The following is a 26,722-nucleotide window of genomic DNA, read 5'->3' as shown; positions in this document are numbered from 1 at the left end:
TGGAGAACTTTTTATGGCAGGTCATAGTAAGTGGGCCAACACCAAACACCGCAAAGCGGCACAGGATGCCAAACGCGGTAAAATCTTTACCAAAATCATTCGTGAGCTGGTGACAGCGGCGCGTCTGGGCGGCGGCGATCCGGCCTCTAACCCACGTCTGCGCGCAGCGGTGGATAAAGCCCTGTCCAACAACATGACGCGTGACACCCTGAACCGTGCCATCGCACGTGGCGTGGGCGGTGATGAAGACGCGAACATGGAAACCATCATTTATGAAGGTTACGGTCCTGGCGGTACGGCGGTGATGGTTGAGTGTCTGTCCGACAACCGTAACCGTACCGTTGCGGAAGTGCGTCACGCGTTCACCAAAACCGGTGGTAACCTGGGCACTGACGGTTCTGTAGCGTACCTGTTCAGCAAAAAAGGCGTCATCTCCTTCGAGAAAGGCGACGAAGATGCGATCATGGAAGCGGCGCTGGAAGCCGGTGCGGAAGACGTGGTGACCTACGACGACGGTGCTATTGATGTTTACACCGCATGGGAAGAGATGGGTGCCGTGCGCGATGCGCTGGAAGCGGCTGGCCTGAAGGCGGATAACGCTGAAGTCTCCATGATCCCGTCTACCAAAGCGGACATGGATGCGGAAACCGCACCGAAACTGCTGCGTCTGATCGACATGCTCGAAGACTGCGACGACGTGCAGGAAGTGTATCACAACGGTGAAATCTCTGATGAGGTTGCAGCGACTCTCTGATGAGAGCCTGTAAACCGTTTACGGGAGACGCGTGATGTCGATTATTCTCGGGATTGACCCCGGCTCACGCGTCACCGGCTATGGCGTTATCCGTCAGGTGGGACGCCAGCTAACCTACCTCGGCAGCGGCTGTATTCGCACCAAAGTGGACGATCTGCCGTCGCGCCTGAAGCTCATCTATGCGGGCGTGTCGGAGATCATCACCCAGTTCCAGCCGGACTATTTCGCCATCGAGCAGGTCTTTATGGCGAAAAACGCTGACTCGGCGTTAAAGCTCGGTCAGGCGCGCGGCGTGGCGATTGTTGCCGCCGTGAACCAGGATCTGCCGGTGTTTGAGTACGCGGCCCGTCAGGTTAAGCAGACGGTGGTGGGCATTGGTAGCGCGGAGAAAAGCCAGGTGCAGCACATGGTGCGTACCCTGCTGAAGCTCCCTGCGAACCCGCAGGCCGACGCCGCGGATGCGCTGGCCATTGCGATTACCCACTGTCACGTCAGCCAGAATGCGATGCAAATGAGCGAGTCGCGGCTCAATCTGGCGCGAGGCAGGTTACGATAATGACAAATCAGGCTGGATGTTTATCCAGCCTTTTTTTATTATGTCGGCAGATAATTTCTTCCAGAACGCAGGAGCGTCACGTGATAGGCAGACTCAGAGGCATCATCATTGAAAAACAACCCCCGTTAGTGCTGCTGGAAGTGGGTGGCGTGGGCTATGAAGTCCATATGCCGATGACCTGCTTCTACGAGCTGCCGGAGGCGGGCAAAGAGGCGGTTGTCTTTACCCAGTTTGTGGTGCGTGAAGACGCTCAGCTGCTGTACGGCTTCAATAACAAACAGGAACGCACCCTGTTCCGCGAATTGATTAAAACCAACGGCGTCGGGCCGAAGCTGGCCCTGGCGATTCTGTCCGGTATGTCAGCGCCACAGTTTGTGAACGCCGTTGAGCGTGAAGATCCGGCTGCGTTAATTAAACTTCCTGGCATCGGGAAGAAAACCGCCGAGCGCCTGATTGTCGAGATGAAGGACCGTTTCAAAGGTCTGCATGGCGATCTGTTCACGCCGGCAGCCGATCTGGTGCTGACTTCCCCGGGCGCGCCTGCATCTGATGATGATGCCGAGCAGGAAGCGGTTGCCGCGCTGGTGGCGCTGGGCTATAAACCTCAGGAGGCCAGCCGGATGGTGAGCAAAATTGCTAAACCGGATGCCAGCAGTGAAACTCTGATTCGTGAAGCGCTGCGCGCTGCATTGTGAGGTAAAGGATGATTGAAGCAGACCGCCTGGTATCGGCAGGCACTATTCAGCCAGATGACGTGGTGGATCGCGCGATCCGTCCCAAACTGCTGGATGAGTACATCGGCCAGCCGCAGGTTCGTTCTCAGATGGAGATTTTCATCCAGGCGGCAAAGCTGCGCGGCGATGCGCTCGATCACCTGCTGATTTTTGGGCCGCCGGGGTTAGGTAAAACCACCCTGGCGAATATCGTCGCCAATGAAATGGGCGTTAACCTGCGTACCACCTCCGGCCCGGTACTGGAGAAAGCAGGGGACCTGGCGGCGATGCTGACCAACCTCGAACCGCATGACGTGCTGTTTATCGATGAGATCCACCGTCTTTCACCGGTGGTGGAGGAAGTGCTCTATCCGGCAATGGAGGATTACCAGCTGGATATCATGATCGGTGAAGGCCCGGCCGCGCGCTCGATCAAAATCGATCTGCCGCCGTTTACCCTGATTGGCGCCACGACCCGCGCCGGCTCTCTGACCTCTCCGCTACGCGACCGGTTTGGTATCGTGCAGCGTCTGGAGTTTTATCAGGTGCCTGACCTTCAGCATATTGTGGGCCGCAGCGCGCGCTACATGGGGCTGGATATGAGCGAAGAGGGGGCGTTTGAAGTGGCGAAGCGCTCCCGCGGTACGCCGCGTATCGCCAACCGCCTGCTGCGCCGGGTGCGTGACTTTGCCGAGGTGAAGCACGACGGCACCATATCGGCCGAGATCGCCGCCCAGGCGCTGGATATGCTGAATGTCGATGCCGAAGGCTTTGACTATATGGACCGTAAGCTGCTGCTGGCGGTGCTGGATAAGTTCTTTGGCGGGCCGGTAGGGCTGGATAACCTGGCGGCGGCAATTGGCGAAGAGCGTGAGACTATCGAGGACGTGCTGGAGCCGTATCTGATCCAGCAGGGCTTCTTGCAGCGTACCCCGCGTGGTCGTATGGCAACGGTGCGGGCGTGGAATCATTTCGGCATTACGCCGCCCGCGATGCCGTAAGCAGCGATAAATTGTAGCCCCGGTAAGCGAAGCGCCACCGGGGACATGCTGACTACTGCGCGGTCTTTTTCATCATACTGAAAATAAACAACACCGCCGCGCACAGTACCACCGACGGCCCCGCTGGCGTGTCATAAAACGCCGAGAAGGTTAACCCGCCCGTCACCGCAATCATTCCGATAATCACCGCGATACCGGCCATTTGCTCCGGCGTACGCGCAAAACGGCGCGCAGTGGCGGCAGGAATTATCAGCAGCGACGTGATGATCAGCGCGCCGACAAACTTCATCGCCACGCCGATGGTTAACGCCGTCACCAGCATCAATAGCAGCTTCACGCGCTGAAGCTTCACGCCGTCGACAAAGGCCAGATCCGGGCTGACGGTCATAGCCAGTAAATTTCGCCACTGCCACAGCAGGATCCCGAGCACCACTGCCACGCCAATGGCAATAGAAATCAGATCTTCGGGCGTGACGGCCAGCAGATCGCCGAACAGATAGGCCATCAGGTCTACGCGGATGTTTGACATCAGGCTCACTACCACCAGGCCCAGCGACAGGGCGCTGTGCGCCATAATGCCGAGCAGGGTATCAATTGCCAGGTGAGGGCGTTTTTCCAGCCAGACCAGACCGGCAGCCAGCAGCAGCGTGACGACAATCACCGCATAAAACGGGTTCACGTCCAGTAACAAACCAAACGCCACACCCAGCAATGAAGCATGGGCCAGCGTATCGCCGAAATAGGACATTCTGCGCCAGACGACAAACGAGCCGAGTGGACCCGCGGCGCAGGCAAGCATAATCCCGGCCAGCCAGCCGGGCAGTAACAGTTCAATCATGAGTGTCCATTTCCCCGACGCAGGACAATTCGTCCCTGTAAATCATGGCGGTGATTGTGATTATGACGATAGATGCCCAGCTGTTCGGCGCCGCGATGGCCAAACATAGAGATAAATTCCGGATGCATTGACACCACTTCCGGCGTGCCGGAACAACAAATGTGATGGTTCAGGCACAGCACTTCGTCGGTTTTGGCCATCACCAGGTGCAGATCATGGGACACCATCAGCACCGCGCAGTTTAGCTCCCGACGGAGCTGGTCAATCAGATCGTACAGCGCAACCTGACCGTTGACGTCAACACCCTGCGTCGGCTCGTCCAGGACCAGCAGCTGAGGGCTGCTGAGCAGGGCGCGGGCAAGTAATACGCGCTGGGTTTCACCGCCCGACAGCTTTTGCAAGGGCGCCTCAACAAGATGTCCCGCCTGAACGCGTTTAAGCGCCGGGAGGATATCCGCTTTACGCGTACCGGGACGGAGGCGCAGGAAGCGGCTCACCGTCAGGGGCAGGGTGGCATCGAGGTGTAATTTTTGCGGCACATAGCCGATACGCAACTTGTCTTGGCGGACGATAACACCTGCATCAGGGGCTACCAGGCCTAATACGACGCGTACCAGCGTCGACTTGCCTGCACCGTTAGGGCCGAGCAGCGTGAGTATTTTGCCGGGCTTCAGATTCAGCGACACCTCAGAAAGGACGCGGCGCTGGCCGAATGAGACCGAAACATTTTCAAGAGAAACTAAAGTCGTCATGTCAATTTAAGCTTGCAGAAGTCATCGAATGTTATAATATCACATTCCACGCATTCATTACGATGATTAGTCGCATTATGTTACAGAAAAATACGCTTCTTTTCGCAGCTTTATCCGCTGCTCTTTGGGGTACAACAGCACAAGATGTTAACGCCGCCGTTGTCGCTTCGCTTAAACCGCTTGGGTTTATCGCCTCTGCCATCGCGGATGGGGTCACTGAGACCCAGGTTCTGCTGCCTGACGGTGCTTCCGAGCATGATTATTCCCTGCGTCCATCTGATGTAAAACGCTTACAGAACGCGGACTTAGTCGTCTGGATTGGTCCTGAGATGGAAGCGTTCATGCAGAAGTCAGCCAGTCAGATTGCCGCTGAGAAACAGGTGACGATTGCCGGGCTGTCCGGCGTGAAACCGTTACTCATGAAAGGAGCTGAGGACGAGGGTGACGAACACGACCACGACCATGCTCACGGTGAAAAAGGTGACGACCATCACCATCACGGCGAATACAACATGCATCTCTGGCTCTCCCCAGAGATAGCGCGGCTTACAGCGGTTGCAATCCACGACAAATTAGTGGAACTTATGCCGCAAAGTCGAATCAAACTCGACGCCAACCTGAAGGATTTTGAGGCTCAATTAGCCGCAACCGACAAACAGGTGGGTAACGAGCTCGCACCGCTTAAAGGAAAAGGGTACTTCGTTTTTCATGATGCCTACGGGTATTACGAGAAACATTACGGTCTGACCCCGCTGGGGCATTTTACCGTCAACCCTGAAATTCAGCCTGGTGCGCAGCGTTTACATGAAATCAGAACACAGTTGGTTGAGCAAAAAGCGACATGCGTTTTTGCTGAGCCACAGTTCAGGCCAGCGGTCGTAGAAGCCGTGGCCAGGGGAACATCCGTGCGCATGGGAACCCTTGACCCGCTAGGTACGAACATCCAGTTGAGCAAAGCGAGCTATTCGCAGTTCCTCAGCCAACTGGCGAATCAGTATGCGAGCTGCCTGAAAGGAGATTAACGAGGAAGTGAATACGTGCAACAGATAGCCCGCTCTGTCGCCCTGGCATTTAACAATCTGCCTCGACCCCACCGCGTTATGCTGGGGTCGCTTACAGTTCTCACGTTAGCGGTCGCCGTCTGGCGGCCCTATGTTTACCACCCGAGTTCTGCCCCCATCATCAAAACCATCGAACTGGAGAAGAGCGAAATCCGCTCTCTGCTGCCTGAGGCCAGCGAGCCTATCGATCAGGCCGCTCAGGAAGATGAAGCGATTCCCCAGGATGAGCTGGATGACAAGATCCAGAATGAAGCCGGCATTCATGAATATGTTGTTTCTACTGGCGATACGCTGAGCAGCGTCCTGAACCAGTACGGTATCGACATGGGCAACATCAGCCAGCTCGCCGCATCCGATAAAGAGCTGCGTAACCTGAAAATTGGTCAGCAGCTTTCCTGGACCCTAACGCCCGATGGCGATCTGCAACGTCTGACCTGGGAGATGTCCCGTCGCGAAACCCGCACCTACGATCGCACGGCAAACGGTTTCAAAATGACCAGCGAATTGCAGCAGGGCGACTGGGTTAACAGCGTCATGAAAGGAACCGTCGGCGGCAGCTTTGTTTCCAGCGCACGTGATGCTGGCCTGACCAGCGCTGAAATCAGCTCGGTGATCAAAGCCATGCAGTGGCAGATGGATTTCCGCAAACTGAAAAAAGGCGATCAGTTCTCTGTCCTGATGTCCCGCGAAATGCTGGACGGTAAGCGCGAGCAGAGCCAGCTGGTGGGCGTTCGTCTGCGTTCAGACGGCAAAGACTACTACGCTATTCGCGCGGAAGACGGTAAGTTCTATGACCGCAGCGGTACGGGTCTGGCAAAAGGCTTCCTGCGTTTCCCAACGGCGAAACAGTTCCGCGTCTCCTCCAACTTCAACCCGCGTCGTCTGAACCCGGTAACTGGCCGCGTAGCGCCGCACCGTGGCGTTGACTTCGCCATGCCGCAGGGCACGCCAGTGCTGGCGGTAGGGGATGGTGAAGTGGTCATGGCGAAACGCAGCGGTGCTGCTGGCTACTACGTTGCTATTCGTCATGGTCGTACGTACACCACCCGCTACATGCACCTGCGTAAACTGCTGGTCAAACCGGGCCAGAAAGTGAAACGTGGCGATCGCATCGCGCTGTCCGGTAACACCGGCCGGTCGACGGGGCCGCACCTGCACTACGAAGTGTGGATCAACCAGCAGGCGGTTAACCCGCTGACGGCGAAACTGCCGCGCACCGAAGGGCTGACCGGCAAAGATCGCAAAGATTACCTGGCGCAGGTGAAAGAGGTGATGCCGCAGCTGCGCTTCGACTAAGCTCTCCTGATTTAAAAAGCCGGCGTCAGTATGCGCCGGCTTTTTCTTTTGTGCGCGGGCGGCAGCCTCGCTACACTATCCGAATATATTTTTGCGTCACCAGACCCTGGAACCCGCATGGAAACCAAAAAAAACAATATTGAGTACATTCCCGAGTTTGAAAAATCTTTTCGCCACCCGCGTAACTGGGGCGCCTGGCTTGGCGTATACGCGTTTGCTGGCATGGCGTTGCTACCTGCTTCCCTCCGCGATCCGGTGCTCGGCAAAGTGGGGCGCCTGGCAGGGCGCTTAGGTAAAAGCGCACGCCGTCGCGCGCAAATAAATCTGTTGTACTGTTTTCCGGATAAAAGCGACGCCGAACGCGAAGCAATCATTGATGACATGTATACCACCGCGCCACAGGCCATGGCGATGATGGCGGAACTGGCGCTGAAAGGGCCGGAGAAGATCGTCGAACGCGTTGACTGGAAAGGGCTGGAGATCATCGACGAGATGCGTCGCAATGATGAAAAGGTGATTTTCCTGGTGCCGCACGGCTGGGGGGTAGACATTCCGGCGATGTTAATGGCGTCGCAGGGCCAGAAAATGGCGGCGATGTTCCATAATCAGGGAAACAAAATCTACGACTTCGTCTGGAATACCGTGCGCCGTCGCTTTGGCGGGCGTTTGCACGCCCGAAACGATGGCATTAAGCCTTTCATTCAGTCGGTACGTCAGGGTTACTGGGGCTACTATCTGCCCGATCAGGACCACGGCCCGGAACACAGCGAGTTTGTCGATTTCTTCGCAACCTATAAAGCCACACTACCCGCGATTGGTCGCCTGATGAAAGTCTGCCGCGCCCGCGTGATCCCACTGTTCCCGGTTTATGACGGTAAAACGCATCGCCTGAGCATTGAGGTACGTCCGCCGATGGACGATCTGCTGACCGCAAACGATCACACCATCGCACGTCGCATGAATGAAGAGGTGGAGGTGCTGGTGGGGCCGCATAAGGAGCAATATACGTGGATCCTGAAGCTGCTCAAAACGCGCAAACCTGGCGAAACAGAGCCGTACAAGCGTAAAGAGCTTTTCCCGAAGAAATAGGAAACCTTCACCCCTCTCCCCTTAGGGGAGAGGGGTGCGGAGCTTACTCTACGGTCAGTACGCGGGTGGTATTGGTTGAGCCGATGGTGCTCATCACGTCACCCTGCGTCACGATAACGATATCACCGGATACCAGATAACCTTTGTCGCGCAGCAGGTTCACGGCATCGTGCGCGGCGGCCACGCCGTCGTTGGTGCTGTCGAAGTATACTGGCGTCACGCCGCGATACAGCGCCGTCAGGTTCAGCGTACGCTCGTGACGGGACATGGCGAAGATCGGCAGACCGGAGCTGATACGGGACGTCATTAGCGCGGTACGGCCAGATTCGGTCATGGTAATGATCGCCGTGACCCCTTTCAGGTGGTTGGCTGCGTACATCGCAGACATCGCAATCGCTTCTTCCACGTTGTCGAACTGAATGTCCAGGCGGTGTTTAGAGACGTTAATGCTTGGGATCTTCTCTGCACCCAGGCACACGCGCGCCATGGCGGCCACGGTTTCTGCCGGATACTGACCTGCCGCGGTTTCCGCTGACAGCATCACCGCATCGGTACCATCCAGCACGGCGTTCGCCACGTCCATGACTTCCGCACGGGTTGGCATTGGGTTGGTGATCATGGATTCCATCATCTGGGTGGCGGTGATCACCGCGCGGTTCAGCTGACGCGCGCGACGGATCAGCGCTTTCTGGATACCGACCAGTTCAGGGTCGCCAATTTCCACGCCCAGGTCACCACGGGCAACCATCACCACGTCTGACGCCAGGATCACGTCGTCCATCGCGTCCTGATCGCAGACCGCTTCAGCGCGTTCCACTTTCGCAACGATTTTCGCATCGCAGCCTGCATCGCGCGCCAGGCGGCGAGCATAGTTCAGATCTTCGCCGCAGCGCGGGAAGGAGACGGCCAGGTAATCCACGCCGATCTGCGCTGCGGTCACGATATCCGCTTTGTCTTTATCGGTCAGCGCTTCGGCAGACAGGCCACCGCCGAGTTTGTTGATGCCTTTGTTGTTGGAGAGCGGGCCGCCGACGGTCACTTCGGTGAATACCTTCATACCCTGAACTTCCAGCACTTTCAGCTGTACGCGTCCGTCGTCCAGCAGCAGGATGTCGCCAGGCACAACGTCAGCAGGCAGACCTTTGTAGTCGATACCCACTTTTTCCTTATCGCCTTCGCCTTTACTCAGGTTGGCATCCAGCAGGAATTTATCGCCGATGTTGAGGAAGACTTTGCCTTCTTTAAAGGTCGATACGCGGATTTTTGGACCTTGCAGGTCACCGAGGATAGCAACATGGCGGCCCAGTTTAGCTGCGATTTCACGCACTTTGTCGGCACGTAATTTATGGTCTTCTGGCGTACCGTGAGAGAAGTTCATGCGCACCACGTTGGCACCCGCGGCGATAATCTTTTCGAGGTTATTATCGCGGTCGGTGGCCGGGCCTAAGGTGGTGACGATCTTGGTTCTGCGAAGCCTTCTGGACATGTAATACTCCGTTGACTGAAACAACTTTGGTGTTGCGTGAACATAGAATCGGCCTTCATCTATCGCAAGGCAGTAGCGAGGGGACCGAATGCCGTAAATCGTACATCGTAGTTATTAGGGAACATCGCTCTTTATAAGCAATTCTTTATCAAAACGCGATTCTTTCAGGGCTTCCTTGACCCGCTTCAAGTTATCCCGGAATTTTGCGCCCCGGCGTAAGGTAAAACCGGTCGCCAGCACGTCGATGACCGTCAACTGCGCCAGGCGGGAGACCATCGGCATGTACATGTCGGTGTCCTCCGGTACGTCCAGGGTAATGGCGAGCGTCGCTTCCCGGGCCAGCGGCGTACCTGCCGTCGTCAGGGCGATGACCATCGCATCGTTGTCACGCGCGAGCTGCGCCAGCTCCACCTGGCTCTTGGTGCGGCCCGTATGGGAGATGAGTACCACGACATCATCTTCACTACAATTCATACAGCTCATGCGTTGCAGCACAATGTCATCGGAGTAAATCACCGGCACGTTAAAGCGAAAGAACTTATTCATGGCGTCATGCGCCACGGCAGCGGACGAGCCAAGGCCAAAGAAGGCAATCCGTTTGGCCTGCGTGAGAAGATCAACCGCGCGATTCACTGAACTCATGTCCAGAGACTGGCGAACGTGGTCGAGCGTGGCCATAGCCGATTCAAATATTTTTGCGGTGTAAGCATCAACGCTGTCGTCTTCATCTACATTGCGATTAACATACGGGGTGCCGTTTGCCAGACTTTGGGCCAGATGCAGTTTAAAATCAGGAAAGCCGCGCGTGTCCAGACTACGACAGAATCGATTGACCGTCGGTTCGCTGACGCCCGATTCCTGTGCCAGAGCGGCGATGCTTGAATGAATCGCCTGAGCGGGCGCGGCGAGAATAACTTCAGCCACTTTGCGCTCGGATTTGCTAAGGTGTTCCAGTTGAAACTGGATTTTTTCCAGCATGTTCATTGTTAACAAGACGCTCATGAGGGCATAAACGATTTCATAAAGAGATGAAATCTTGATTCGATTTAGCCGATATTACCCCCGGGACTCCCGAAAGGGTAATCGTCGACAAGAAATGTTGTTGTTTTTTTTCATTACTTGATCGACGTCGGGTTTTGCTCTGACCCTGTTGCGCAAAGAATCGACGTTTGTTGCGTCATCAGACGGGCGTAATGGCCCGGGCGACGAAAAATCACCGTATCGCACGCGACGTTAAGCGCTAATGGTTTCAGGAAACGCGTAAAAGCAGTACAGTGCATTGTAATAAAATTACAACGATACCTGGCAGAGTACCAGGCGATCTAACTGAGGAGAATGACATGGCGGTAACGCAAACAGCCCAGGCATGTGACCTGGTCATTTTCGGCGCGAAAGGCGATCTTGCACGCCGAAAATTGCTGCCTTCCCTGTATCAGCTCGAAAAAGCGGGCCAGATCCATCCCGACACCCGAATCCTTGGGGTAGGGCGCGCAGACTGGGATAAGGAGGCTTATACCAAAGTCGTGCGCGAGGCGCTCGAAACGTTCATGAAAGAGAAAATCGATGAAAGCCTTTGGGATAAGCTGAGCGGGCGTCTCGATTTCTGCAACCTGGACGTCAACGATGTAGGCGCCTTTACCCGTCTGGGTGAAATGCTTGACCAGGAAAATCGTGTCACTATTAACTATTTCGCGATGCCGCCAAGCACCTTCGGCGCCATCTGCAAAGGTCTGGGCGAGGCGAAGCTGAACGCCAAACCGGCGCGCGTGGTGATGGAGAAACCGCTGGGTACGTCGCTGGCGACCTCGCGTGAAATCAACGACCAGGTAGGCGAGTTCTTTGAGGAGTGTCAGGTTTACCGTATTGACCACTATCTGGGTAAAGAGACGGTACTGAACCTGCTGGCGCTGCGTTTTGCCAACTCCCTGTTCGTGAACAACTGGGACAACCGCACTATCGACCACGTGGAAATTACCGTGGCGGAAGAGGTGGGCATCGAAGGCCGTTGGGGCTACTTCGACCAGGCCGGCCAAATGCGTGACATGATCCAGAACCACCTGCTGCAAATTCTGTGCATGATTGCCATGTCTCCACCGTCAGATCTGACGGCCGACAGCATTCGTGACGCCAAAGTGAAAGTACTGAAATCACTGCGCCGTATTGACCGCTCCAACGTACGTGAGAAAACCGTGCGCGGCCAGTACACCGCAGGTTTTGCCCAGGGGAAAAAAGTTCCTGGCTATCTGGAAGAAGAGGGCGCGAACAAGTCCAGCAACACCGAGACGTTTGTGGCGATCCGCGTGGATATCGACGACTGGCGCTGGGCCGGTGTGCCGTTCTACCTGCGTACCGGTAAACGTCTGCCGGCAAAATGCTCCGAAGTGGTGGTCTACTTCAAAAATCCGGAACTGAACCTGTTCAAAGAATCCTGGCAGGAACTGCCGCAGAACAAACTGACCATCCGTCTGCAACCGGACGAGGGTGTGGATATTCAGATCCTCAACAAAGTGCCGGGTCTTGATCACAAACACAACCTGCAAACTACCAAGCTGGACCTGAGCTACTCTGAAACCTTCAACCAGACGCATCTCGCCGATGCTTACGAGCGTCTGCTGCTGGAAACCATGCGTGGTATCCAGGCGCTGTTCGTCCGCCGCGATGAAGTGGAAGAGGCGTGGAAGTGGGTCGACTCTATCACCGAAGCGTGGGCAGCCGATCAGGACGCGCCAAAACCGTATCAGGCGGGAACCTGGGGACCTGTCGCCTCCGTTGCGATGATCACCCGTGATGGCCGCTCCTGGAACGAGTTTGAATAACCACCTTCTCTAGCCCAAAGGTGTTATTTTACCGGTAACATGATCTAACACAGCAAGTGGCATAATTTTTATCTTTTAAGCTCCGCGTGGATTCACCCGCGGAGCTTTTTTTATTACACTCCCTTCAGACATTTTGCCCCTGTGCTCCGGATAACAGGCGTTTCAGCGTTGTTAACAACCGTCAGAAACTGTGTAAACTCCCGAGCCTGGACAGATAAATTAGAGGAGCTTTTATGAATCCGACATTGTTACGCGTAACACAACGCATCGTTGAACGCTCGAAAGAGACCCGTGCTGCCTACCTTGCCCGCATCGAACAGGCGAAGAGTGAAACTGTCCATCGCTCTCAGCTGGCCTGCGGGAATCTGGCCCACGGCTTTGCGGCCTGCCAGCCTGGTGATAAAGACGCGCTGAAAAGCATGTTGCGTAACAATATCGCCATCATTACCTCCTATAACGACATGCTTTCAGCCCACCAGCCGTATGAGGCCTACCCGGCTATCATCCGCAATGCGCTGCACAGCGTGAACGCGGTGGGCCAGGTTGCAGGCGGCGTGCCGGCCATGTGTGATGGCGTAACCCAGGGCCAGGACGGTATGGAGCTGTCCTTGCTGAGCCGCGAAGTGATCGCCATGTCGGCGGCAGTGGGCCTCTCTCACAACATGTTTGATGGCGCGCTCTATCTGGGCGTGTGCGACAAAATCGTCCCGGGGCTGGTGATGGCCGCGCTGTCGTTTGGCCATCTGCCAGCGATTTTTGTGCCGTCAGGCCCGATGGCTAGCGGTCTGCCAAACAAGGAAAAAGTCCGTATCCGCCAGCTGTATGCCGAAGGAAAAGCGGACCGTCAGGCACTGCTGGAAGCGGAAGCCGCGTCCTATCATGCGCCGGGCACCTGTACGTTCTACGGTACGGCCAACACCAACCAGATGGTGGTGGAGTTTATGGGTATGCAGCTGCCGGGCTCGTCGTTCATCCAGCCGGATGCGCCACTGCGTAAAGCGCTGACCGAAGCCGCAGCCCGTCAGGTGACGCGCCTGACCGGTAACGGCAACGAGTGGATGCCAATGGGCAAAATGGTGGATGAAAAAGTCATCGTAAACGGGATTGTCGCCCTGCTGGCGACCGGCGGTTCAACCAACCATACCATGCACCTTGTCGCGATGGCGCGCGCGGCGGGCATTCTGATCAACTGGGATGACTTCTCCGATATCTCCTCCGTGGTACCGCTGATGGCGCGTCTGTACCCGAACGGTCCGGCGGACATCAACCACTTCCAGGCCGCGGGCGGCGTGCCGGTGCTGATGCGCGAGCTGCTGAAAGGCGGCCTGCTGCATGAGGATGTCAACACGGTGGCGGGCTTTGGCCTGCATCGCTATACCCTTGAACCCTGGCTGAACAACGGTGAGCTGGACTGGCGCGAAGGGGCGAGCGACTCGCTCGATCCTCAGGTTATCGCAACCTTCGAACAGCCGTTCTCTCCTCACGGCGGCACCAAAGTGCTGAGCGGTAACCTTGGACGTGCCGTGATGAAAACCTCTGCCGTGCCGGAAGAGAATCAGGTTATCGAAGCCCCGGCGGTGGTGTTTGAAAGCCAGCACGACGTTTTACCTGCCTTTGACGCGGGTCTGCTTGATAAAGACTGTGTGGTCGTGGTGCGTCATCAGGGACCAAAAGCGAACGGGATGCCAGAATTACATAAACTTATGCCGCCGCTTGGTGTATTATTGGACCGCCGTTTCAAAATTGCACTGGTAACCGATGGACGCCTTTCAGGGGCATCCGGTAAAGTGCCTTCAGCGATTCATGTCACCCCGGAAGCCTACGACGGCGGCCTGCTGGCGAAAGTGCGTGATGGTGACATGATCCGCGTTAACGGTCAGACAGGCGAGTTAACCCTGCTGGTGGATGAAGCAGAGCTGGCGGCGCGTCAGCCACATATTCCTGACCTGAGCGCGTCACGCGTGGGTACCGGACGCGAAATGTTTGGTGCGTTGCGTGAGAAACTCTCCGGTGCGGAGCAGGGCGCAACCTGTATTACGTTTTAAGACGACTTGATTTTAACGATCTGGCGAGAGAAAACTCTGATGAAAAACTGGAAAACAAGTGCAGAAGCAATCCTGACCACTGGCCCTGTCGTGCCGGTTATTGTGGTAAACAAACTGGAGCACGCTGTCCCAATGGCGAAGGCACTGGTTGCGGGTGGCGTTCGCGTTCTGGAAGTGACCCTGCGTACCGCCTGTGCGATGGATGCGATCCGTGCTATCGCCAAAGAAGTGCCGGAAGCGATCATTGGTGCCGGTACGGTTCTGAATGCGCAGCAGCTGGCGGAAGTGACCGAAGCGGGCGCACAGTTTGCCATCAGCCCGGGGCTGACTGAGCCGCTGCTGAAAGCCGCAACCGAAGGTTCTATTCCGCTGATCCCGGGTATCAGCACCGTTTCTGAACTGATGCTGGGCATGGACTACGGCCTGAAAGAGTTCAAATTCTTCCCGGCTGAAGCGAACGGCGGCACCAAAGCGTTGCAGGCCATTGCGGGCCCATTCTCTCAGTTGCGTTTCTGCCCAACGGGCGGCATCTCTCCGGCCAACTACCGTGACTATCTGGCGCTGAAAAGCGTGCTGTGCATCGGCGGCTCCTGGCTGGTTCCGGCGGATGCGCTGGAAGCAGGCGACTGGGATCGCATCACTAAACTGGCTCGCGAAGCGGTAGAAGGCGCGAAACAGTAAGTTTGTTTGCCGGGTGTCGGCTGCGCCTAACCCGGCCAGCCAGACAGTTAAAACGGGCCTTTCGGCCCGTTTTTTTATCCTGCTACGCTGACGTTCGCAGCTGCTCTTTTTGCTCTCGCGACGGCTTCGTCCACATTTTCCCCGGTCGCTAATGCCACGCCCAGACGACGGCTTCCGTCGATCTCCGGTTTGCCGAACAGCCGGACCTGCAAGCCTGCGCCAACCGCACCTTCGACGTTATCAAAGGTGACATTCTGGCTGGTCAGCTGCGGCAGGATCACCGCCGAGGCTGCCGGGCCGTACTGACGGATGCCGCCAACCGGCAGGCCGAGGAAAGCGCGTACGTGCAGCGCGAACTCGGAGAGATCCTGTGAAATCAGCGTAACCATCCCGGTATCGTGCGGACGAGGGGAGACTTCGCTGAAGATCACCTCGTCGCCGCAAACAAACAATTCCACGCCGAACAGGCCGTAGCCGTCCAGCGCCAGCACCGTCTTGCGGGCGATCTCCTTTGCGCGTGCCAGCGCCAGCGCGCTCATCTGCTGCGGCTGCCAGGATTCGCGATAATCGCCGTCTTCCTGGCGATGACCAATCGGGTCGCAGAAATAAACGCCATCCACGGCGCTGACGGTGAGCAGGGTAATTTCAAAATCAAACTTCACCACGCCTTCCACGATGACGCGCCCGGCCCCGGCACGGCCACCCTGCTGGGCATAGTCCCAGGCGTTGTCCAGCGTGCTGCTGTCGCGGATAAAGCTCTGCCCTTTGCCGGAGGAGCTCATTACCGGCTTAATGATGCACGGGTAGCCAATCTCCTCTACGGCCTGGAGAAACGCAGCTTTATCCCCGGCAAAACGGTAGCTGGAGGTCGGGAGCTGTAATTCTTCTGCCGCCAGGCGACGAATGCCTTCCCGGTTCATGGTCAGTTTTGCCGCAGTGGCGCAGGGCACCACGCGCTGGCCTTCCTGTTCAAGGGCAATCAACATCTCAGTGGCAATGGCCTCAATTTCAGGTACCACGAAATCCGGTTTTTCGTCGGCAATTAACCCCCGCAGCGCATTACCGTCAAGCATATCGATGACGTGCGAGCGATGCGCGACGTGCATGGCGGGCGCATTCGCGTAACGGTCCACCGCAATCACTTCCACACCTAAACGCTGGCATTCAATGGCCACTTCTTTACCCAGTTCACCCGATCCCAACAGCATGACGCGCGTCGCGGCGGGACGCAGCGCGGTTCCTAAACGAGTCATAAAAATCCCCCTGAAAAAGATGCGGGCAGTATAAACGAAAACGTTTGCGTCTGTCTTGTATGGGGATAACCGGACAGCAGGGAAATTTGCGCTTCTTTAGTACTGACAGACATTTCCTGACACCCGCTCGCTTAGGCTGTGAAGGTTACGCACTGTTACGTGAGGAAAAATATGTCAGGCTGGATGAATCAACTGCAATCCCTGTTGGGACAAAAAGGCTCGTCGTCCGGCGAGCAGGGTCTGAGCAAGCTGCTGGTGCCGGGTGCGCTCGGCGGGCTGGCCGGTTTGCTGGTTGCCAATAAATCATCGCGGAAACTGCTTACCAAATACGGTACCGGCGCGCTGCTGGCGGGCGGAGGGGCTATTGCAGGCTCCGTCTTATGGAACAAATACAAAGACAAGGTGCGCAGCGCGCATCAGGATGAACCGCAGTACGGGAAGCAGGTATCGCCGTTAGATTTACGCACCGAGCGGTTGATCCTCGCCCTGGTCTTTGCGGCCAAGAGCGACGGGCATATTGATGCCAGTGAACGTGCCGCAATTGAACAGCAGATGCGGGAAGCGGGCGTTGAGGAGCAGGGCAGGGCGCTGGTGGCGCAGGCCATCGAACAGCCGCTTGATCCGCAGCGTCTGGCGCAAAGCGTGAAAAACGAAGAAGAGGCGCTGGAACTCTATTTTCTGAGCTGTGCCGCCATCGATATCGATCACTTTATGGAGCGCAGCTACCTGAACGCCCTGGGCGATGCGCTGAAGATCCCACAGGACGTTCGTGAGGGAATTGAGCAGGATATTCAGCAGCAGAAGCAGACCCTCGTGGGCTAGAAGGCCATGTTTCGCTTGCATCATACGCGTGTTTTGCCAACCTTATAGGATGTAAAACGAAAAAGTAAGAATGCCATGCCTCCAAAAGCCCGACGTACTCCTTATGCGATCACCACGCATGGCGATACGCGTATCGATAACTACTACTGGCTGCGGGACGATTCTCGTTCCCGGCCAGAGGTGCTGGACTATCTGCACGAGGAAAACGACTATGGCCGCCAGGTCATGGCCAGCCAGCAGGCGCTTCAGGATCAACTTCTGAAGGAAATGGTGCAGCGTATCCCCCAGCGTGATGTCTCTGCCCCGTGGTGCAAAAACGGTTATCGCTATCGCCATATTTATGAGCCGGGAAACGAATATCCCATCTACCAGCGCCAGTCTGTGCTGAGCGCCGAGTGGGATGAATGGGAGATCTTGCTGGATGCAAACAAACGTGCTGCCCACAGTGAGTTTTATACGCTGGGCGGCATGTCCATTTCCCCCGATAACGCCATTATGGCGCTGGCTGAGGATTACCTCTCCCGCCGCCAGTACGGTTTGCGTTTCCGCAATCTTGAAACGGGAAACTGGTATCCCGAAATGCTGGATAATGTCTCCCCCGATTTCGTCTGGGGTAACGATTCAGAAACGGTCTACTACGTTAAAAAGCATGTCTCAACGCTGCTGCCTTATCAGGTCTGGCGTCATACGGTGGGGACCGATTCCGCCGACGATGAACTGGTGTATGAGGAAAAAGACGAGACGTTCTATGTCAGCCTGCACAAAACGTCGTCTCGCCACTACGTGATCATTTTCCTCTCCAGCGCCACCACCTCAGAAGTGCTGCTGCTGGATGCAGAGCTGCCGGATGCGCAGCCTCTGTGCTTCCTGCCGCGCCGTAAAGATCATGAGTACAGCCTGGATCACTTCCAGCACAGCTTTTACCTGCGTTCGAACCGCGAGGGCAAAAACTTTGGCCTTTATAAAACCAAAGTGCGCGATGAACGCAAATGGGAAGTGTTAATTCCCGCGCGCGATCAGGTGATGCTGGAGGGGTTCACCCTGTTTACCGACTGGCTGGTGGTGGAAGAGCGTCAGCGCGGACTGACCAGTATCCGCCAAATCAACCGCAAAACCCGCGAAGTGGTGGGCATTGCGTTCGATGACCCGGCTTACGTAACGTGGATCGGCTTTAACCCGGAACCGGAATCGTCCCGCCTGCGGTACGGCTATTCGTCGATGACCACCCCGGATACGTTGTTTGAACTGGATATGGACACCGGGCAGCGTCAGGTGATTAAACAGGCTGAGGTCCGGGGTTTTGAGTCGGAAAATTATCGCAGTGAGCACCTGTGGGTGACCGCACGCGACGGCGTTGAAGTCCCAGTGTCGCTCGTCTATCACAAGGCGCACTTCAACAAAGGTAAAAACCCCATCCTCGTCTATGGCTATGGCTCCTATGGATCCAGCATGGACGCCGATTTCAGCAGCAGCAGGCTGAGCCTGCTCGACCGCGGTTTTGTTTATGCGATTGCCCATATTCGCGGCGGCGGCGAGCTGGGTCAGCACTGGTATGAAGACGGAAAATTTCTCAAAAAGAAAAATACCTTTAATGACTACCTTGATGTTTGCGATGCGCTGATCGCGCAGGGTTATGGCGATCCGCAGCTCTGCTTTGGCATGGGGGGCAGCGCCGGGGGCATGCTTATGGGCGCCGTGATCAACCAGCGGCCTGAACTGTTTAAAGGCGTTATCGCCCAGGTGCCGTTTGTGGACGTGGTGACGACCATGCTGGATGAGTCCATTCCACTGACCACCGGGGAGTTTGAGGAGTGGGGGAACCCGCAGGATGAAACCTATTATCGCTACATGAAAGAGTACAGCCCGTACGATAACGTCGAGGCGAAAGCCTATCCGCATATGCTGGTGACCACCGGCCTGCACGATTCTCAGGTACAGTTCTGGGAGCCCGCGAAATGGGTGGCGAAGTTGCGTGAGCTGAAAACTGACGATAATTTGCTGCTGCTGTGTACCGATATGGACTCGGGGCACGGAGGGAAATCAGGGCGATTTAAATCCTATGAAGGGGTGGCGCTGGAGTACGCCTTTTTGATTGGCCTGGCGCAGGATACGCTGCCAGGCCGGGCGGGGACTCAGGCTTCGCCTAAATAATGCTTCAGCGTCAGGCGCAGTTCCGGGCTCATTCTGTCGAGGTTGTTGTACAGCCAGCGCAGATAGCCCGGATCTTTGTCCGCCACTTCCGATACTGGCTTCCCGCGATATTTTCCGAACGTAAAGGTGGTCAGTAGCGCGGGGCGCCCGGTAATGGTCGCCATATCGTCTGGCGTCCAGCCGGAAGTATTCATGATATCAATCAGGAGCGCTGCGGTGATGTAGCAGTCGTAAAGAGCGCGGTGATGATGCAGCCCTTCCGGCGTCCGTACGCTGAGTTTGCGCGACTTATACAGCGCCATATTGCTGTATTTGATCCCCGGCCACAGACGGCGCGCCAGCTTCATAGTGCAAATCCATTCGCCGGGCATCTCCGGCAGCACGCGGCGGTCAAAGCTGGCGTTATGGGCCACATACCACTGGCTACCGTGGTAAAGAGGGATGATCTCTTCAATCCACGGCTTATCCGCCACCATCGATTCCGTAATACGATGTATCGCCATCGCCTGCGCACTGATGGGACGATCCGGGCGCACCAGATGGCTCATGGGGTTGACTATCTTTCCGTCAATCACGTCGACAGAAGCGACTTCCACAATTCCACCCTGCAAATCACAGGTTTCGGTATCGATAACGCGCAGCATTGATCGCTCCTGATCCAAAAATGCCTAGCCTAATGGAATGATATCGCCTTGCCAACCCTGTTGGCCTAAAGAACCGGTTAGCAGCAGTTCTCCCTTATCGGCACGTACGATCAGCTGACCTTTTTCATCCCATAACGCGCTACCGCCGCGCGCGTTCGCCATTAATACCGCGATGGCGTACTTGTGCGCGAAGCGTTGTAACGAACCGATGGATTGCCGCCAGCGATGCTCGCCCACGGCCAGGCTGCTGGTGAACAGCGTTGCCTCCGGGTCCAGTTCCGGGGCGTCAGCCTGGTTATCCACGATGGTTAACCGTTTATCGCCAGGAATAACACCCGCACCGTTGCCCTGCGGATAACGCCGAATGGTCGACAGGTTAGGGGTGAAAAGCGCGAGTCCTTTCTGGGGCTGGCCGTGTTGCTGGAGCGTAATACCAGCAATCACCGTGATGAAACGTGACTGGGCGGCGTGAAGGAGGGGGGCAAGCTGCAAATCGTCAGGGGGTGGGGGTAAGGATGTTCCGCCTGGGCCGGTAAGCGAAAGCTCCGGAAAGACGATCAAATCGCACCCATGCCATGCAGCCTCGGCAATAAAGTGCAGGTGATGTTTTACGTGCTCATCAACACAGTTGTGCCGCGGGGCATACTGAGCCGCGGCAATATTCCATCGTGACATCGTGACTTCCTTATACACTAAGTCGCTGGGATTTTAAGATTACACCTAAATTTATCAGGGTTTTCTTATCCTGCCACATAACGCGTAAGGAAGTGTAACGAGACGTTAAGCTTATTTAACTTTAGGTTCGTACGGCAGGCGCGAGAGATTGACGGAGGCGAGGCGATGCGCAATGAGACGTTCGCGAAACCAGTCGCGCAGATGCGCGGGTTGTTCACGCTCTACCACTTCAGCCACGACGGGCATGTTGTAACGCTCTTTGAATGCGACCCCCGCGGCGGCGAGATCGACATTCACTTTGTCCATCTCGTCCTGAGGAAGGGCGGCCAGGTTAACGTTCATTTCCTTCTCCTTTTTCTGCGGCGGCAACGTTACCGCGATTGTTCAACGATGACAAGGGAGCAAAGGATGTTCCTCGACTCGTTAATTATACAGAGTTATTCTTTAGCATTCAGGCATAACGAAAAGGAATGATTGTGATGCATTTTACCCCTTCCCGTGTCGCGTGCGCGCTGGCATTTCTGCTCTCTTCAGCCATCACGCCCTCAGTTCTGGCCCATGCGCATCTTAAGCAGCAATCCCCGCAGGAAAATACCGTTGCGGTGGCACCAGAGGTCATTACCCTGAACTTCTCGGAAGGCATTGAGCCTGCCTTCAGCGGCGTGGTGGTGACGGACGCGCAGCAGCACAAGATCCAGACCGGCGCGGTGAAGCGTGACGAGAAGGATAACGCAAAGCTGATTGTTCCTCTTGAGAAACCGTTGACGTCCGGCACCTACACGGTGGACTGGCATGTGGTCTCCGTGGATGGCCACAAAACCAAAGGCAGCTATCACTTTAGCGTGAAATAGCATGCTGACCCTGAGCTACGTCGCGTTACGCTTTATCCATTTTGCTGCGCTGATGCTGCTTTTCGGCAACGCGCTTTACAGCGTCTGGTTTGCGCCGTCTTCGTTGCAGCGCCTCATGGCCCGGCGTTTCCAGCGGCAGCAGAAACTCGCGGCCTTAATCAGCCTGATAGCGGCTCTGCTGATGTTTGGCCTGCAAAGTGGGTTGATGGGCAACGGCTGGGGCGATGTCATTCGTCCGGCGGTCTGGCGCAGCGTGCTGGGAACGCAATTTGGCGGCGTCTGGTTGTGGCAAATGGTACTGGCCGCTGTGACGGCGGGCGCTGCATGGCTTATCCCGCAAAAAGGCTCTCGGCTGTTACTGCTCGCGATGGGGCAGCTGGTGCTGCTGGCGGGCGTGGGACATGCCGCGATGAACGGTGGCGCACCGGGAGCGTTGCATCGTCTCAACCATGCGCTTCACCTGCTCTGCGCCGCGACCTGGGTGGGTGGTTTACTGCCGCTGCTGTTTTGTATGCGTCTGGCGAAAGGCCGCTGGCAGCCAGCCGCTATCTTTACCATGATGCGCTTCTCCCGCGTGGGGCATTACGCCGTGGCAGGCGTGCTGCTGACCGGGATAATCAATACGCTCTTTATTGTTGGCATAAACGTGCCGTGGCAGGCGCCTTATGTCCAGCTGTTGTTGTTCAAATGTGCGCTGGTCATGATGATGGTGGCAATTGCGCTGGCGAATCGGTATTTTCTTGTGCCACGCTTTCGCCCGGAGGCCGGGCGGGAACAACAGATTTTTATCAGGATGACACAGGCAGAGGTGGTGCTGGGCGCGCTGGTACTGGCGGCCGTCAGCCTGTTCGCGACCTGGGAACCCTTCTGACAAGGTTAAATAACATATGAAAAAGACACTGCTTTCTCTTTTACTTCTCACCTGTGCCAGCAGTGCGTTAGCCGCGCCGCAGGTCATCACTGTCAGCCGGTTTGAAGTGGGTAAGGACAACTGGGCATTTAATCGTGAAGAAGTCATGCTTACCTGCCGTCCCGGTAACGCGCTGTATGTCATCAATCCCAGTACGCTCGTGCAGTATCCGTTAAATGACGTGGCGGAGCAGCAGGTTGCCAGCGGGAAAAGTAACGGACAGCCTGTCAGCGTGATCCAGGTAGATGACCCGGCAAACCCCGGGCAGAAGAAGAGTCTGGCACCGTTTATTGAGCGCGCTGAAAAGCTCTGCCAGCCGTCAGGTTTCCAGTAAAAAAAACCGCAGGTGCTTGTAAAAGCTCTGCGGTTTTTCACATTTAGTGATGTTCTGACGCTTTTTTTCAGACCACTTTTGCTGTGGACTGGAAAACCTGACGTCGTCATCTATTCTTAAAGGGCAAGGCGATTGAGCCTGCATTAATGCCAACTTTTAGCGCACGGCTCTCTCCCAAGAGCCATTTCCCTGGACCGAATACAGGAATCGTATTCGGTCTCTTTTTATCTTCTTGAAAATAAACGATAAAATCCGGTTTTCGTCTCAGCAGAAGGTTCACTTCCTGTGCGCCTGCTTCAAACATACCACAACCCGGCAGGCGTAAGTCCAGTCCTTTTTGGCTGTTTTGTTAAATTTTTGTTTGTTTTTTGCCTGTGACCACTGCGGGATCGATACGCGCTTGTACGCAAGCCGCAATATCATCAAGTAACGCAAAGCGGCGACGGTATTCGGCGCGTTTTTTGCTGGCAATCTCCTCCAGCGCTTTACGCTCCATCTGGAGCGGCAACTGCCAGCAGAAGGGGGAGAGTTTCTTTCCGTTCAGGCCTTCCCAGAACTCGTCGTAGCTGGCGTGAAAATGACGGCCTTTGCTCAGACGGTAGCGCAGCGCGCGGAAAACATGGCCTTCATCGCTGACGGCAAAAATCGCGCTAATGTTCGAGCGTGAGGCAAGCTGGAAGATCACCTCCATCAGCACGCGTTTCGGGAAAAGCCCATGGCAGGCACGGGTAGCCTGCTTAATCACCTCCCGTGAAACATGACGACGTGGACCCTGAAGGCCGCCGATCACCAGCACCGTACGGCCGTTACTGCGTGCGACACAGAACGTCAGGCTGGCAAGCAGCGTATTGTCATTGTCGTGCAGCCAAAGCGTGCTTTCGCCTTCGCGTTCGGCCTTACCTGCGGACGAGGCGTGGACGGTATAGATTTCGCCGTTTTTTGCCTCGAACCGGACAACCGGCACCTCTTGCGGGCTGGTCAGCGCGTGGGCGAGGGCGATGTTTTTCAGACTATCAATCCACTGATAGTGGCTGACGATAGCATCGGCCCGATCGTTTGAGTTCAGGCCGCGCATCAGATACTGGCGGTGAGTTTTGCTCGGCAAGGTAATTTGAGAGGTGAGCAGCCTGTCGAAATCATCGCGCCCGGACAGGGCCTCCAGCATGCGATGGGTGGAGGACCAGAATAAAAGCGAGCGCAGTAGGAACTTTAACCGGTAATCACGTTTGTGCCAGATTGGGCCGGGAACGCGTTTTCCTCTCACCAGTTCAGAAATAATATTTGTGCGATGCGGATAAAAAACATCGTTTTGCAGGTGTATGTTTGACACGTGAAAATCCCTCTTTTTATTCCGCTCTATTTTAAAGGCCAGGGAATAAGGGATTAATAGCGCAGCGATCTTTATTTCCGGCTGGTTTATGGTTTGTTTGGATTCGCAAAATCCAACGCCAGCTCATGACATTTTCTGTGGCAGCTATACTTCTTACAGGAGGCGTTATGTATCAGAAAATAGAGGGAGAACACTGGCGTCATGTCTGGGTTGTCAGCGATATTCATGGTTGCTATCAGTGGCTTATAGATGAGCTGAAACGACGGCATTTTAATCCTGATACGGATCTGCTGATCTCGGTGGGGGATATTATCGATCGCGGGCCTGACAGCGTAAAATGTTTACAGCTGATGCAGGAAAACTGGTTTTATGCGGTACGCGGTAATCACGAGCAAATGGCGTTAGATGCGCTTGAAAATAATGATTTTAGTCTCTGGTCGATAAATGGCGGTAACTGGTTTACCGGGCTTAAGGACGCTCAACAAAAACAGGCGAAGGGTTTACTCGATGCGTGTCGGGACTTACCGCACATTATTGAAATAACCTGCAAAAACGGTCTGAACGTGATTGCTCATGCGGATTATCCCTCCGCCGAATATGGCTGGCATAAGCCGGTGGATGCCCAGCGCGTGCTGTGGGATCGCGACCGGTTAATGGGCTTTATGGTGGGCAAAGGGCAGGGCATTAGCGGCGCGGATCACTTCTGGTTTGGACATACGCCTGTGGACAAACGCTACGATTTTAACAATCTGCACTACATTGATACGGGGGCAGTATTCGGGGGCTTTCTGACGCTGGCGCAGCTTCAGTAATAAATAACCCGCCTTCGGGCGGGTTCTCTTTGGGTCAGGCAAGACGCAAGACCCAGGCATCGGTTTTACTGTCGTAATGCTCACGGTACAGAACGGAATGTTCCCCATCAAGGATCGCCGGGACGCTGGTATCTGCATCCCAGGCGTCCAGCTGCATGCACAAATCCGGATCGGATTTGCAGGGAATACTTAACGTTCGTTCGCCTTGTGATTCGCCGCGCAATTCAGCGTCGTCGATTTCAAAAGCGCCAATGCGTACGCTGGTTTTCGTCATAATGCTCTCCGGCTTGTTGCCCAAAATCTGGTATGACCAGTACAGTCACCCATTTTTGATCCTAGACAAGGAGAGCGAAATCGCCAGTAAAAAAATGCGCTTTTTTTCAGGCGCTGCGGTTGTTACCAGTAAACAGGCGGCCATCGCGTACCAGTTCGCGCGGATAGCTGTTTTTCAGCCGCGAGCCGACTTTTTTCGCCAGCCCCAGCGGATAGCCCTGATACGTCACGATGACTTCATCCTGTGACGGGCCGTCTTCCGGGTAAACGTCACGACCGCGATACCACTCTTCCGCTTCCTGATGCGTCAGGGCAAAGGTGTTCTCACTGCCGGCCAGCGCAATGACCGCTTCGTGCTGCCAGCGATAGCCTTTGTTGTGGATCTCCGCCAGGCGAATACCGAGGCGGGAGAAACGCACCTTACCAATCAGCGGTTCGATGTTGACCGGGAACAGCCACAGCTCTTTGTCACGCATCCAGAGGCGCAGGCTCTCATCCCAGTGCAGGCCGACTTTGCTCGCAGCCGCTTGCGCCTGTGCCGCCTCACGGCCTTTGACCGGCGTGAACGGGAAGTTGCCGACCTTAAACTTAGGGGCAGGCAAGGGATCGACGGCGCGGGTTTTACGCAGACGGGCAACAAAGAAGCCTTCGCAATCGTAAATCTGCGGGAAGACATGCAGGAAGCCTTCAGGGGTGGCCGCATGACTGGCCGAGTCGAAGAGGGTGTCCAGCGGCAGAAACTCGACGGCATCCGCATAGCGTTGCTTGAGCCACAGGCAGACGTCCTCGTTTTCATCGCGATTCAGCGTGCAGGTAGAGTAAACCAGCGTCCCGCCTGGGCGCAGGGCATGAAACGCGCTGTCGATCAGTTCGCGCTGTGTGGCGGCGATCTCCAGGTTGCTTTCAACGGACCAGTTTTTTAACGCATCAGGATCTTTACGCACCACGCCTTCGCCGGAGCAGGGCGCGTCGAGCAGGATGGCATCAAAGCCTTCCGGCAGGGCAGCGCCAAACACGCGACCATCGAAGTGCGTTAACGCGACGTTGTGGATCCCGCAGCGGCTGATATTGGCATGCAGGACTTTAACCCGGCTGGCGGAAAATTCGTTGGCGAGGATCGCGCCGCGGTTGTTCATCCGGGCGGCAATCTGCGTGGTTTTAGAGCCCGGCGCCGCCGCGACATCCATAACCCGCTCAGGCTGGTTCCCGTCGGCAAACAGCGCAGCAACCGGCAGCATGGAGCTGGCTTCCTGAATATAAAACAGCCCGCTCAGGTGCTCGGCGGTGCTGCCGAGCGGCAGGCTCTCCTCGTCATCCCGTTCGATCCAGAAACCCTCTTCACACCACGGCACTGGCGTTAATTGCCAGCCGTAGGGGGAGACGAGATCCAGAAACGCCCCGACGCTGATTTTCAGCGTATTGACGCGAATACTCCGGCGCAAAGGGCGCTGGCAGGCGGCAACGAAATCGTCGAAAGAGAGATGAGCTGGAAGCGCCTCGCGCATCTGTGCGAGGAATTGTTCGGGAAGAAATACGGAGTTTTGAGCCACGGGCACACCACAGGGAAACATTCAGGTGC

28 protein-coding genes are annotated in these 26,722 nt (G+C 56.0%); 16 read left to right on the top strand and 12 right to left on the bottom strand.

Annotated elements, in window-relative coordinates:
• Positions 1-13: 13 nt before the first annotated feature.
• The 4 genes from ACOTWU_RS08335 to ruvB all read left to right on the top strand — a co-directional run bounded on the left by ACOTWU_RS08335 (position 14) and on the right by ruvB (position 3,024).
• Entirely contained in the window at positions 14-754 is a 741-nt protein-coding gene (locus tag ACOTWU_RS08335) for a YebC/PmpR family DNA-binding transcriptional regulator (protein ID WP_003859747.1), read from the top strand.
• A gap of 34 nt (positions 755-788) precedes the next feature.
• Positions 789-1,310 (top strand): crossover junction endodeoxyribonuclease RuvC, encoded by a 522-nt coding sequence (gene ruvC, locus ACOTWU_RS08330; RefSeq protein ID WP_003859749.1) that lies wholly within the window; start codon positions 789-791, stop codon positions 1,308-1,310.
• An 80-nt stretch (positions 1,311-1,390) separates the two neighbouring features.
• The gene (gene ruvA / locus ACOTWU_RS08325) at positions 1,391-2,005 is read left to right on the top strand and encodes a Holliday junction branch migration protein RuvA (protein WP_003859751.1); all 615 of its coding nucleotides are present in this window, start codon (positions 1,391-1,393) and stop codon (positions 2,003-2,005) included.
• A gap of 8 nt (positions 2,006-2,013) precedes the next feature.
• The gene (gene ruvB, locus ACOTWU_RS08320) at positions 2,014-3,024 is read left to right on the top strand and encodes a Holliday junction branch migration DNA helicase RuvB (RefSeq protein WP_003859753.1); all 1,011 of its coding nucleotides are present in this window, start codon (positions 2,014-2,016) and stop codon (positions 3,022-3,024) included.
• Between the two features lie 52 nt (positions 3,025-3,076).
• On the opposite strand, the gene znuB is transcribed toward ruvB, so the two are convergent.
• Positions 3,077-3,862: a zinc ABC transporter permease subunit ZnuB gene (gene znuB, locus ACOTWU_RS08315; protein WP_015570280.1), complete on the bottom strand. Its 786-nt coding sequence runs from the start codon at positions 3,860-3,862 to the stop codon at positions 3,077-3,079.
• Positions 3,859-4,614 (bottom strand): zinc ABC transporter ATP-binding protein ZnuC, encoded by a 756-nt coding sequence (gene znuC, locus ACOTWU_RS08310; protein WP_023296807.1) that lies wholly within the window; start codon positions 4,612-4,614, stop codon positions 3,859-3,861. The genes znuB and znuC overlap by 4 nt, the downstream gene beginning before the upstream one ends.
• A 77-nt stretch (positions 4,615-4,691) precedes the next feature.
• Here znuC and znuA point away from each other — a divergent pair, with 77 nt between their 5' ends.
• The 3 genes from znuA (at position 4,692) to lpxM (ending at position 8,060) form a co-directional block, all read left to right on the top strand.
• The gene (gene znuA / locus ACOTWU_RS08305; RefSeq protein ID WP_047733884.1) at positions 4,692-5,636 is read left to right on the top strand and encodes a zinc ABC transporter substrate-binding protein ZnuA; all 945 of its coding nucleotides are present in this window, start codon (positions 4,692-4,694) and stop codon (positions 5,634-5,636) included.
• Between the two features lie 15 nt (positions 5,637-5,651).
• On the top strand, positions 5,652-6,971 hold the full coding sequence (gene mepM / locus ACOTWU_RS08300) for a murein DD-endopeptidase MepM (protein ID WP_003859762.1): 1,320 nt from the start codon (positions 5,652-5,654) through the stop codon (positions 6,969-6,971).
• A 117-nt stretch (positions 6,972-7,088) separates the two neighbouring features.
• Positions 7,089-8,060, top strand: a complete 972-nt coding sequence (lpxM, locus tag ACOTWU_RS08295) for a lauroyl-Kdo(2)-lipid IV(A) myristoyltransferase (RefSeq protein WP_126498646.1) — start codon at positions 7,089-7,091, stop codon at positions 8,058-8,060.
• A 43-nt stretch (positions 8,061-8,103) separates the two neighbouring features.
• Here lpxM and pyk read toward each other — a convergent pair whose 3' ends face one another.
• Positions 8,104-9,546 (bottom strand): pyruvate kinase, encoded by a 1,443-nt coding sequence (gene pyk, locus ACOTWU_RS08290; protein WP_003859767.1) that lies wholly within the window; start codon positions 9,544-9,546, stop codon positions 8,104-8,106.
• Between the two features lie 114 nt (positions 9,547-9,660).
• Positions 9,661-10,530 (bottom strand): MurR/RpiR family transcriptional regulator, encoded by an 870-nt coding sequence (locus ACOTWU_RS08285; protein WP_003859769.1) that lies wholly within the window; start codon positions 10,528-10,530, stop codon positions 9,661-9,663.
• A 356-nt stretch (positions 10,531-10,886) separates the two neighbouring features.
• Here ACOTWU_RS08285 and zwf point away from each other — a divergent pair, with 356 nt between their 5' ends.
• The 3 genes from zwf (at position 10,887) to kdgA (ending at position 15,088) form a co-directional block, all read left to right on the top strand.
• Positions 10,887-12,362 carry a glucose-6-phosphate dehydrogenase gene (gene zwf, locus ACOTWU_RS08280; RefSeq protein WP_003859771.1) on the top strand — a complete coding sequence of 492 codons (1,476 nt, stop codon included), beginning with the start codon at positions 10,887-10,889 and terminating at the stop codon, positions 12,360-12,362.
• Positions 12,363-12,595: 233 nt separating this feature from the next.
• Entirely contained in the window at positions 12,596-14,407 is a 1,812-nt protein-coding gene (edd, locus tag ACOTWU_RS08275; RefSeq protein WP_017384346.1) for a phosphogluconate dehydratase, read from the top strand.
• 39 nt (positions 14,408-14,446) lie between these two features.
• Positions 14,447-15,088, top strand: coding sequence for a bifunctional 4-hydroxy-2-oxoglutarate aldolase/2-dehydro-3-deoxy-phosphogluconate aldolase (gene kdgA, locus ACOTWU_RS08270; protein ID WP_126498645.1), 642 nt, complete (start codon positions 14,447-14,449; stop codon positions 15,086-15,088).
• Positions 15,089-15,162: 74 nt separating this feature from the next.
• Here kdgA and purT read toward each other — a convergent pair whose 3' ends face one another.
• The gene (gene purT, locus ACOTWU_RS08265) at positions 15,163-16,341 is read right to left on the bottom strand and encodes a formate-dependent phosphoribosylglycinamide formyltransferase (protein ID WP_126498644.1); all 1,179 of its coding nucleotides are present in this window, start codon (positions 16,339-16,341) and stop codon (positions 15,163-15,165) included.
• Positions 16,342-16,512: 171 nt separating this feature from the next.
• Here purT and ACOTWU_RS08260 point away from each other — a divergent pair, with 171 nt between their 5' ends.
• Positions 16,513-17,163, top strand: a complete 651-nt coding sequence (locus tag ACOTWU_RS08260; protein ID WP_015570286.1) for a tellurite resistance TerB family protein — start codon at positions 16,513-16,515, stop codon at positions 17,161-17,163.
• A 75-nt stretch (positions 17,164-17,238) separates the two neighbouring features.
• A complete protein-coding gene (ptrB, locus tag ACOTWU_RS08255; RefSeq protein ID WP_126498643.1) occupies positions 17,239-19,314 on the top strand; it encodes an oligopeptidase B in 2,076 nt (691 codons plus the stop codon).
• On the opposite strand, the gene exoX is transcribed toward ptrB, so the two are convergent.
• The 3 genes from exoX to ACOTWU_RS08240 all read right to left on the bottom strand — a co-directional run bounded on the left by exoX (position 19,296) and on the right by ACOTWU_RS08240 (position 20,975).
• Entirely contained in the window at positions 19,296-19,958 is a 663-nt protein-coding gene (exoX, locus tag ACOTWU_RS08250) for an exodeoxyribonuclease X (RefSeq protein WP_015570288.1), read from the bottom strand. The two genes, ptrB and exoX, sit on opposite strands and share 19 nt — an antisense overlap.
• A 24-nt stretch (positions 19,959-19,982) precedes the next feature.
• Positions 19,983-20,633: a carbon-nitrogen hydrolase family protein gene (locus tag ACOTWU_RS08245; protein ID WP_015570289.1), complete on the bottom strand. Its 651-nt coding sequence runs from the start codon at positions 20,631-20,633 to the stop codon at positions 19,983-19,985.
• A 111-nt stretch (positions 20,634-20,744) separates the two neighbouring features.
• The gene (locus ACOTWU_RS08240) at positions 20,745-20,975 is read right to left on the bottom strand and encodes a DNA polymerase III subunit theta (RefSeq protein WP_003859784.1); all 231 of its coding nucleotides are present in this window, start codon (positions 20,973-20,975) and stop codon (positions 20,745-20,747) included.
• A 137-nt stretch (positions 20,976-21,112) separates the two neighbouring features.
• Between ACOTWU_RS08240 and yobA the strand changes: the two genes are divergently transcribed.
• The 3 genes from yobA to ACOTWU_RS08225 are packed head-to-tail and all read left to right on the top strand — an operon-like array spanning position 21,113 to position 22,728.
• Entirely contained in the window at positions 21,113-21,484 is a 372-nt protein-coding gene (gene yobA / locus ACOTWU_RS08235; RefSeq protein ID WP_017384342.1) for a CopC domain-containing protein YobA, read from the top strand.
• 1 nt (position 21,485) lies between these two features.
• Positions 21,486-22,355, top strand: coding sequence for a copper homeostasis membrane protein CopD (gene copD / locus ACOTWU_RS08230; RefSeq protein ID WP_047727165.1), 870 nt, complete (start codon positions 21,486-21,488; stop codon positions 22,353-22,355).
• Positions 22,356-22,371: 16 nt separating this feature from the next.
• Positions 22,372-22,728 carry a YebY family protein gene (locus tag ACOTWU_RS08225; protein ID WP_126498642.1) on the top strand — a complete coding sequence of 119 codons (357 nt, stop codon included), beginning with the start codon at positions 22,372-22,374 and terminating at the stop codon, positions 22,726-22,728.
• Between the two features lie 106 nt (positions 22,729-22,834).
• On the opposite strand, the gene ACOTWU_RS08220 is transcribed toward ACOTWU_RS08225, so the two are convergent.
• Positions 22,835-23,032, bottom strand: coding sequence for a hypothetical protein (locus ACOTWU_RS08220; protein ID WP_032669636.1), 198 nt, complete (start codon positions 23,030-23,032; stop codon positions 22,835-22,837).
• 45 nt (positions 23,033-23,077) lie between these two features.
• Positions 23,078-24,058, bottom strand: a complete 981-nt coding sequence (locus ACOTWU_RS08215; protein ID WP_045341271.1) for a VirK/YbjX family protein — start codon at positions 24,056-24,058, stop codon at positions 23,078-23,080.
• 167 nt (positions 24,059-24,225) lie between these two features.
• On the opposite strand from ACOTWU_RS08215, the gene pphA reads away from it, so the two are divergent.
• Positions 24,226-24,870 (top strand): protein-serine/threonine phosphatase, encoded by a 645-nt coding sequence (pphA, locus tag ACOTWU_RS08210; RefSeq protein ID WP_017384338.1) that lies wholly within the window; start codon positions 24,226-24,228, stop codon positions 24,868-24,870.
• A gap of 34 nt (positions 24,871-24,904) precedes the next feature.
• Here the strand turns inward: pphA and ACOTWU_RS08205 are convergent, their stop codons facing one another.
• Positions 24,905-25,144, bottom strand: coding sequence for a YebV family protein (locus ACOTWU_RS08205; protein ID WP_003859885.1), 240 nt, complete (start codon positions 25,142-25,144; stop codon positions 24,905-24,907).
• Positions 25,145-25,250: 106 nt separating this feature from the next.
• Positions 25,251-26,714, bottom strand: coding sequence for a 16S rRNA (cytosine(1407)-C(5))-methyltransferase RsmF (gene rsmF / locus ACOTWU_RS08200; RefSeq protein WP_126498641.1), 1,464 nt, complete (start codon positions 26,712-26,714; stop codon positions 25,251-25,253).
• Positions 26,715-26,722: the final 8 nt, after the last annotated feature.

The organism is Enterobacter cloacae complex sp. GYL001 (assembly GCF_049237125.1).
Classification (GTDB): Bacteria; Pseudomonadota; Gammaproteobacteria; order Enterobacterales; family Enterobacteriaceae; genus Enterobacter; species Enterobacter hormaechei_C.
This window is presented reverse-complemented; position numbering and strand designations above follow the sequence as displayed.

Excerpts from the sequence above, each read along its gene's own strand:
- kdgA (WP_126498645.1), top strand. The coding sequence starts at position 14,447 with ATGAAAAACTGGAAAACAAGTGCAGAAGCAATCCTGACCACTGGCCCT.
- ACOTWU_RS08285 (WP_003859769.1), bottom strand. The coding sequence starts at position 10,530 with ATGAACATGCTGGAAAAAATCCAGTTTCAACTGGAACACCTTAGCAAA.
- ACOTWU_RS08240 (WP_003859784.1), bottom strand. The coding sequence starts at position 20,975 with ATGAACGTTAACCTGGCCGCCCTTCCTCAGGACGAGATGGACAAAGTG.
- znuA (WP_047733884.1), top strand. The coding sequence starts at position 4,692 with ATGTTACAGAAAAATACGCTTCTTTTCGCAGCTTTATCCGCTGCTCTT.
- exoX (WP_015570288.1), bottom strand. The coding sequence starts at position 19,958 with ATGCTGCGCGTTATCGATACCGAAACCTGTGATTTGCAGGGTGGAATT.
- znuB (WP_015570280.1), bottom strand. The coding sequence starts at position 3,862 with ATGATTGAACTGTTACTGCCCGGCTGGCTGGCCGGGATTATGCTTGCC.
- znuC (WP_023296807.1), bottom strand. The coding sequence starts at position 4,614 with ATGACGACTTTAGTTTCTCTTGAAAATGTTTCGGTCTCATTCGGCCAG.
- ruvC (WP_003859749.1), top strand. The coding sequence starts at position 789 with ATGTCGATTATTCTCGGGATTGACCCCGGCTCACGCGTCACCGGCTAT.
- copD (WP_047727165.1), top strand. The coding sequence starts at position 21,486 with ATGCTGACCCTGAGCTACGTCGCGTTACGCTTTATCCATTTTGCTGCG.
- ptrB (WP_126498643.1), top strand. The coding sequence starts at position 17,239 with ATGCCTCCAAAAGCCCGACGTACTCCTTATGCGATCACCACGCATGGC.
- ruvB (WP_003859753.1), top strand. The coding sequence starts at position 2,014 with ATGATTGAAGCAGACCGCCTGGTATCGGCAGGCACTATTCAGCCAGAT.
- zwf (WP_003859771.1), top strand. The coding sequence starts at position 10,887 with ATGGCGGTAACGCAAACAGCCCAGGCATGTGACCTGGTCATTTTCGGC.
- pphA (WP_017384338.1), top strand. The coding sequence starts at position 24,226 with ATGTATCAGAAAATAGAGGGAGAACACTGGCGTCATGTCTGGGTTGTC.
- ACOTWU_RS08245 (WP_015570289.1), bottom strand. The coding sequence starts at position 20,633 with ATGTCACGATGGAATATTGCCGCGGCTCAGTATGCCCCGCGGCACAAC.
- pyk (WP_003859767.1), bottom strand. The coding sequence starts at position 9,546 with ATGTCCAGAAGGCTTCGCAGAACCAAGATCGTCACCACCTTAGGCCCG.
- lpxM (WP_126498646.1), top strand. The coding sequence starts at position 7,089 with ATGGAAACCAAAAAAAACAATATTGAGTACATTCCCGAGTTTGAAAAA.
- yobA (WP_017384342.1), top strand. The coding sequence starts at position 21,113 with ATGCATTTTACCCCTTCCCGTGTCGCGTGCGCGCTGGCATTTCTGCTC.
- ACOTWU_RS08225 (WP_126498642.1), top strand. The coding sequence starts at position 22,372 with ATGAAAAAGACACTGCTTTCTCTTTTACTTCTCACCTGTGCCAGCAGT.
- edd (WP_017384346.1), top strand. The coding sequence starts at position 12,596 with ATGAATCCGACATTGTTACGCGTAACACAACGCATCGTTGAACGCTCG.
- ACOTWU_RS08260 (WP_015570286.1), top strand. The coding sequence starts at position 16,513 with ATGTCAGGCTGGATGAATCAACTGCAATCCCTGTTGGGACAAAAAGGC.
- ACOTWU_RS08220 (WP_032669636.1), bottom strand. The coding sequence starts at position 23,032 with ATGTTTGAAGCAGGCGCACAGGAAGTGAACCTTCTGCTGAGACGAAAA.
- rsmF (WP_126498641.1), bottom strand. The coding sequence starts at position 26,714 with ATGTTTCCCTGTGGTGTGCCCGTGGCTCAAAACTCCGTATTTCTTCCC.
- ACOTWU_RS08205 (WP_003859885.1), bottom strand. The coding sequence starts at position 25,144 with ATGACGAAAACCAGCGTACGCATTGGCGCTTTTGAAATCGACGACGCT.
- ACOTWU_RS08335 (WP_003859747.1), top strand. The coding sequence starts at position 14 with ATGGCAGGTCATAGTAAGTGGGCCAACACCAAACACCGCAAAGCGGCA.
- purT (WP_126498644.1), bottom strand. The coding sequence starts at position 16,341 with ATGACTCGTTTAGGAACCGCGCTGCGTCCCGCCGCGACGCGCGTCATG.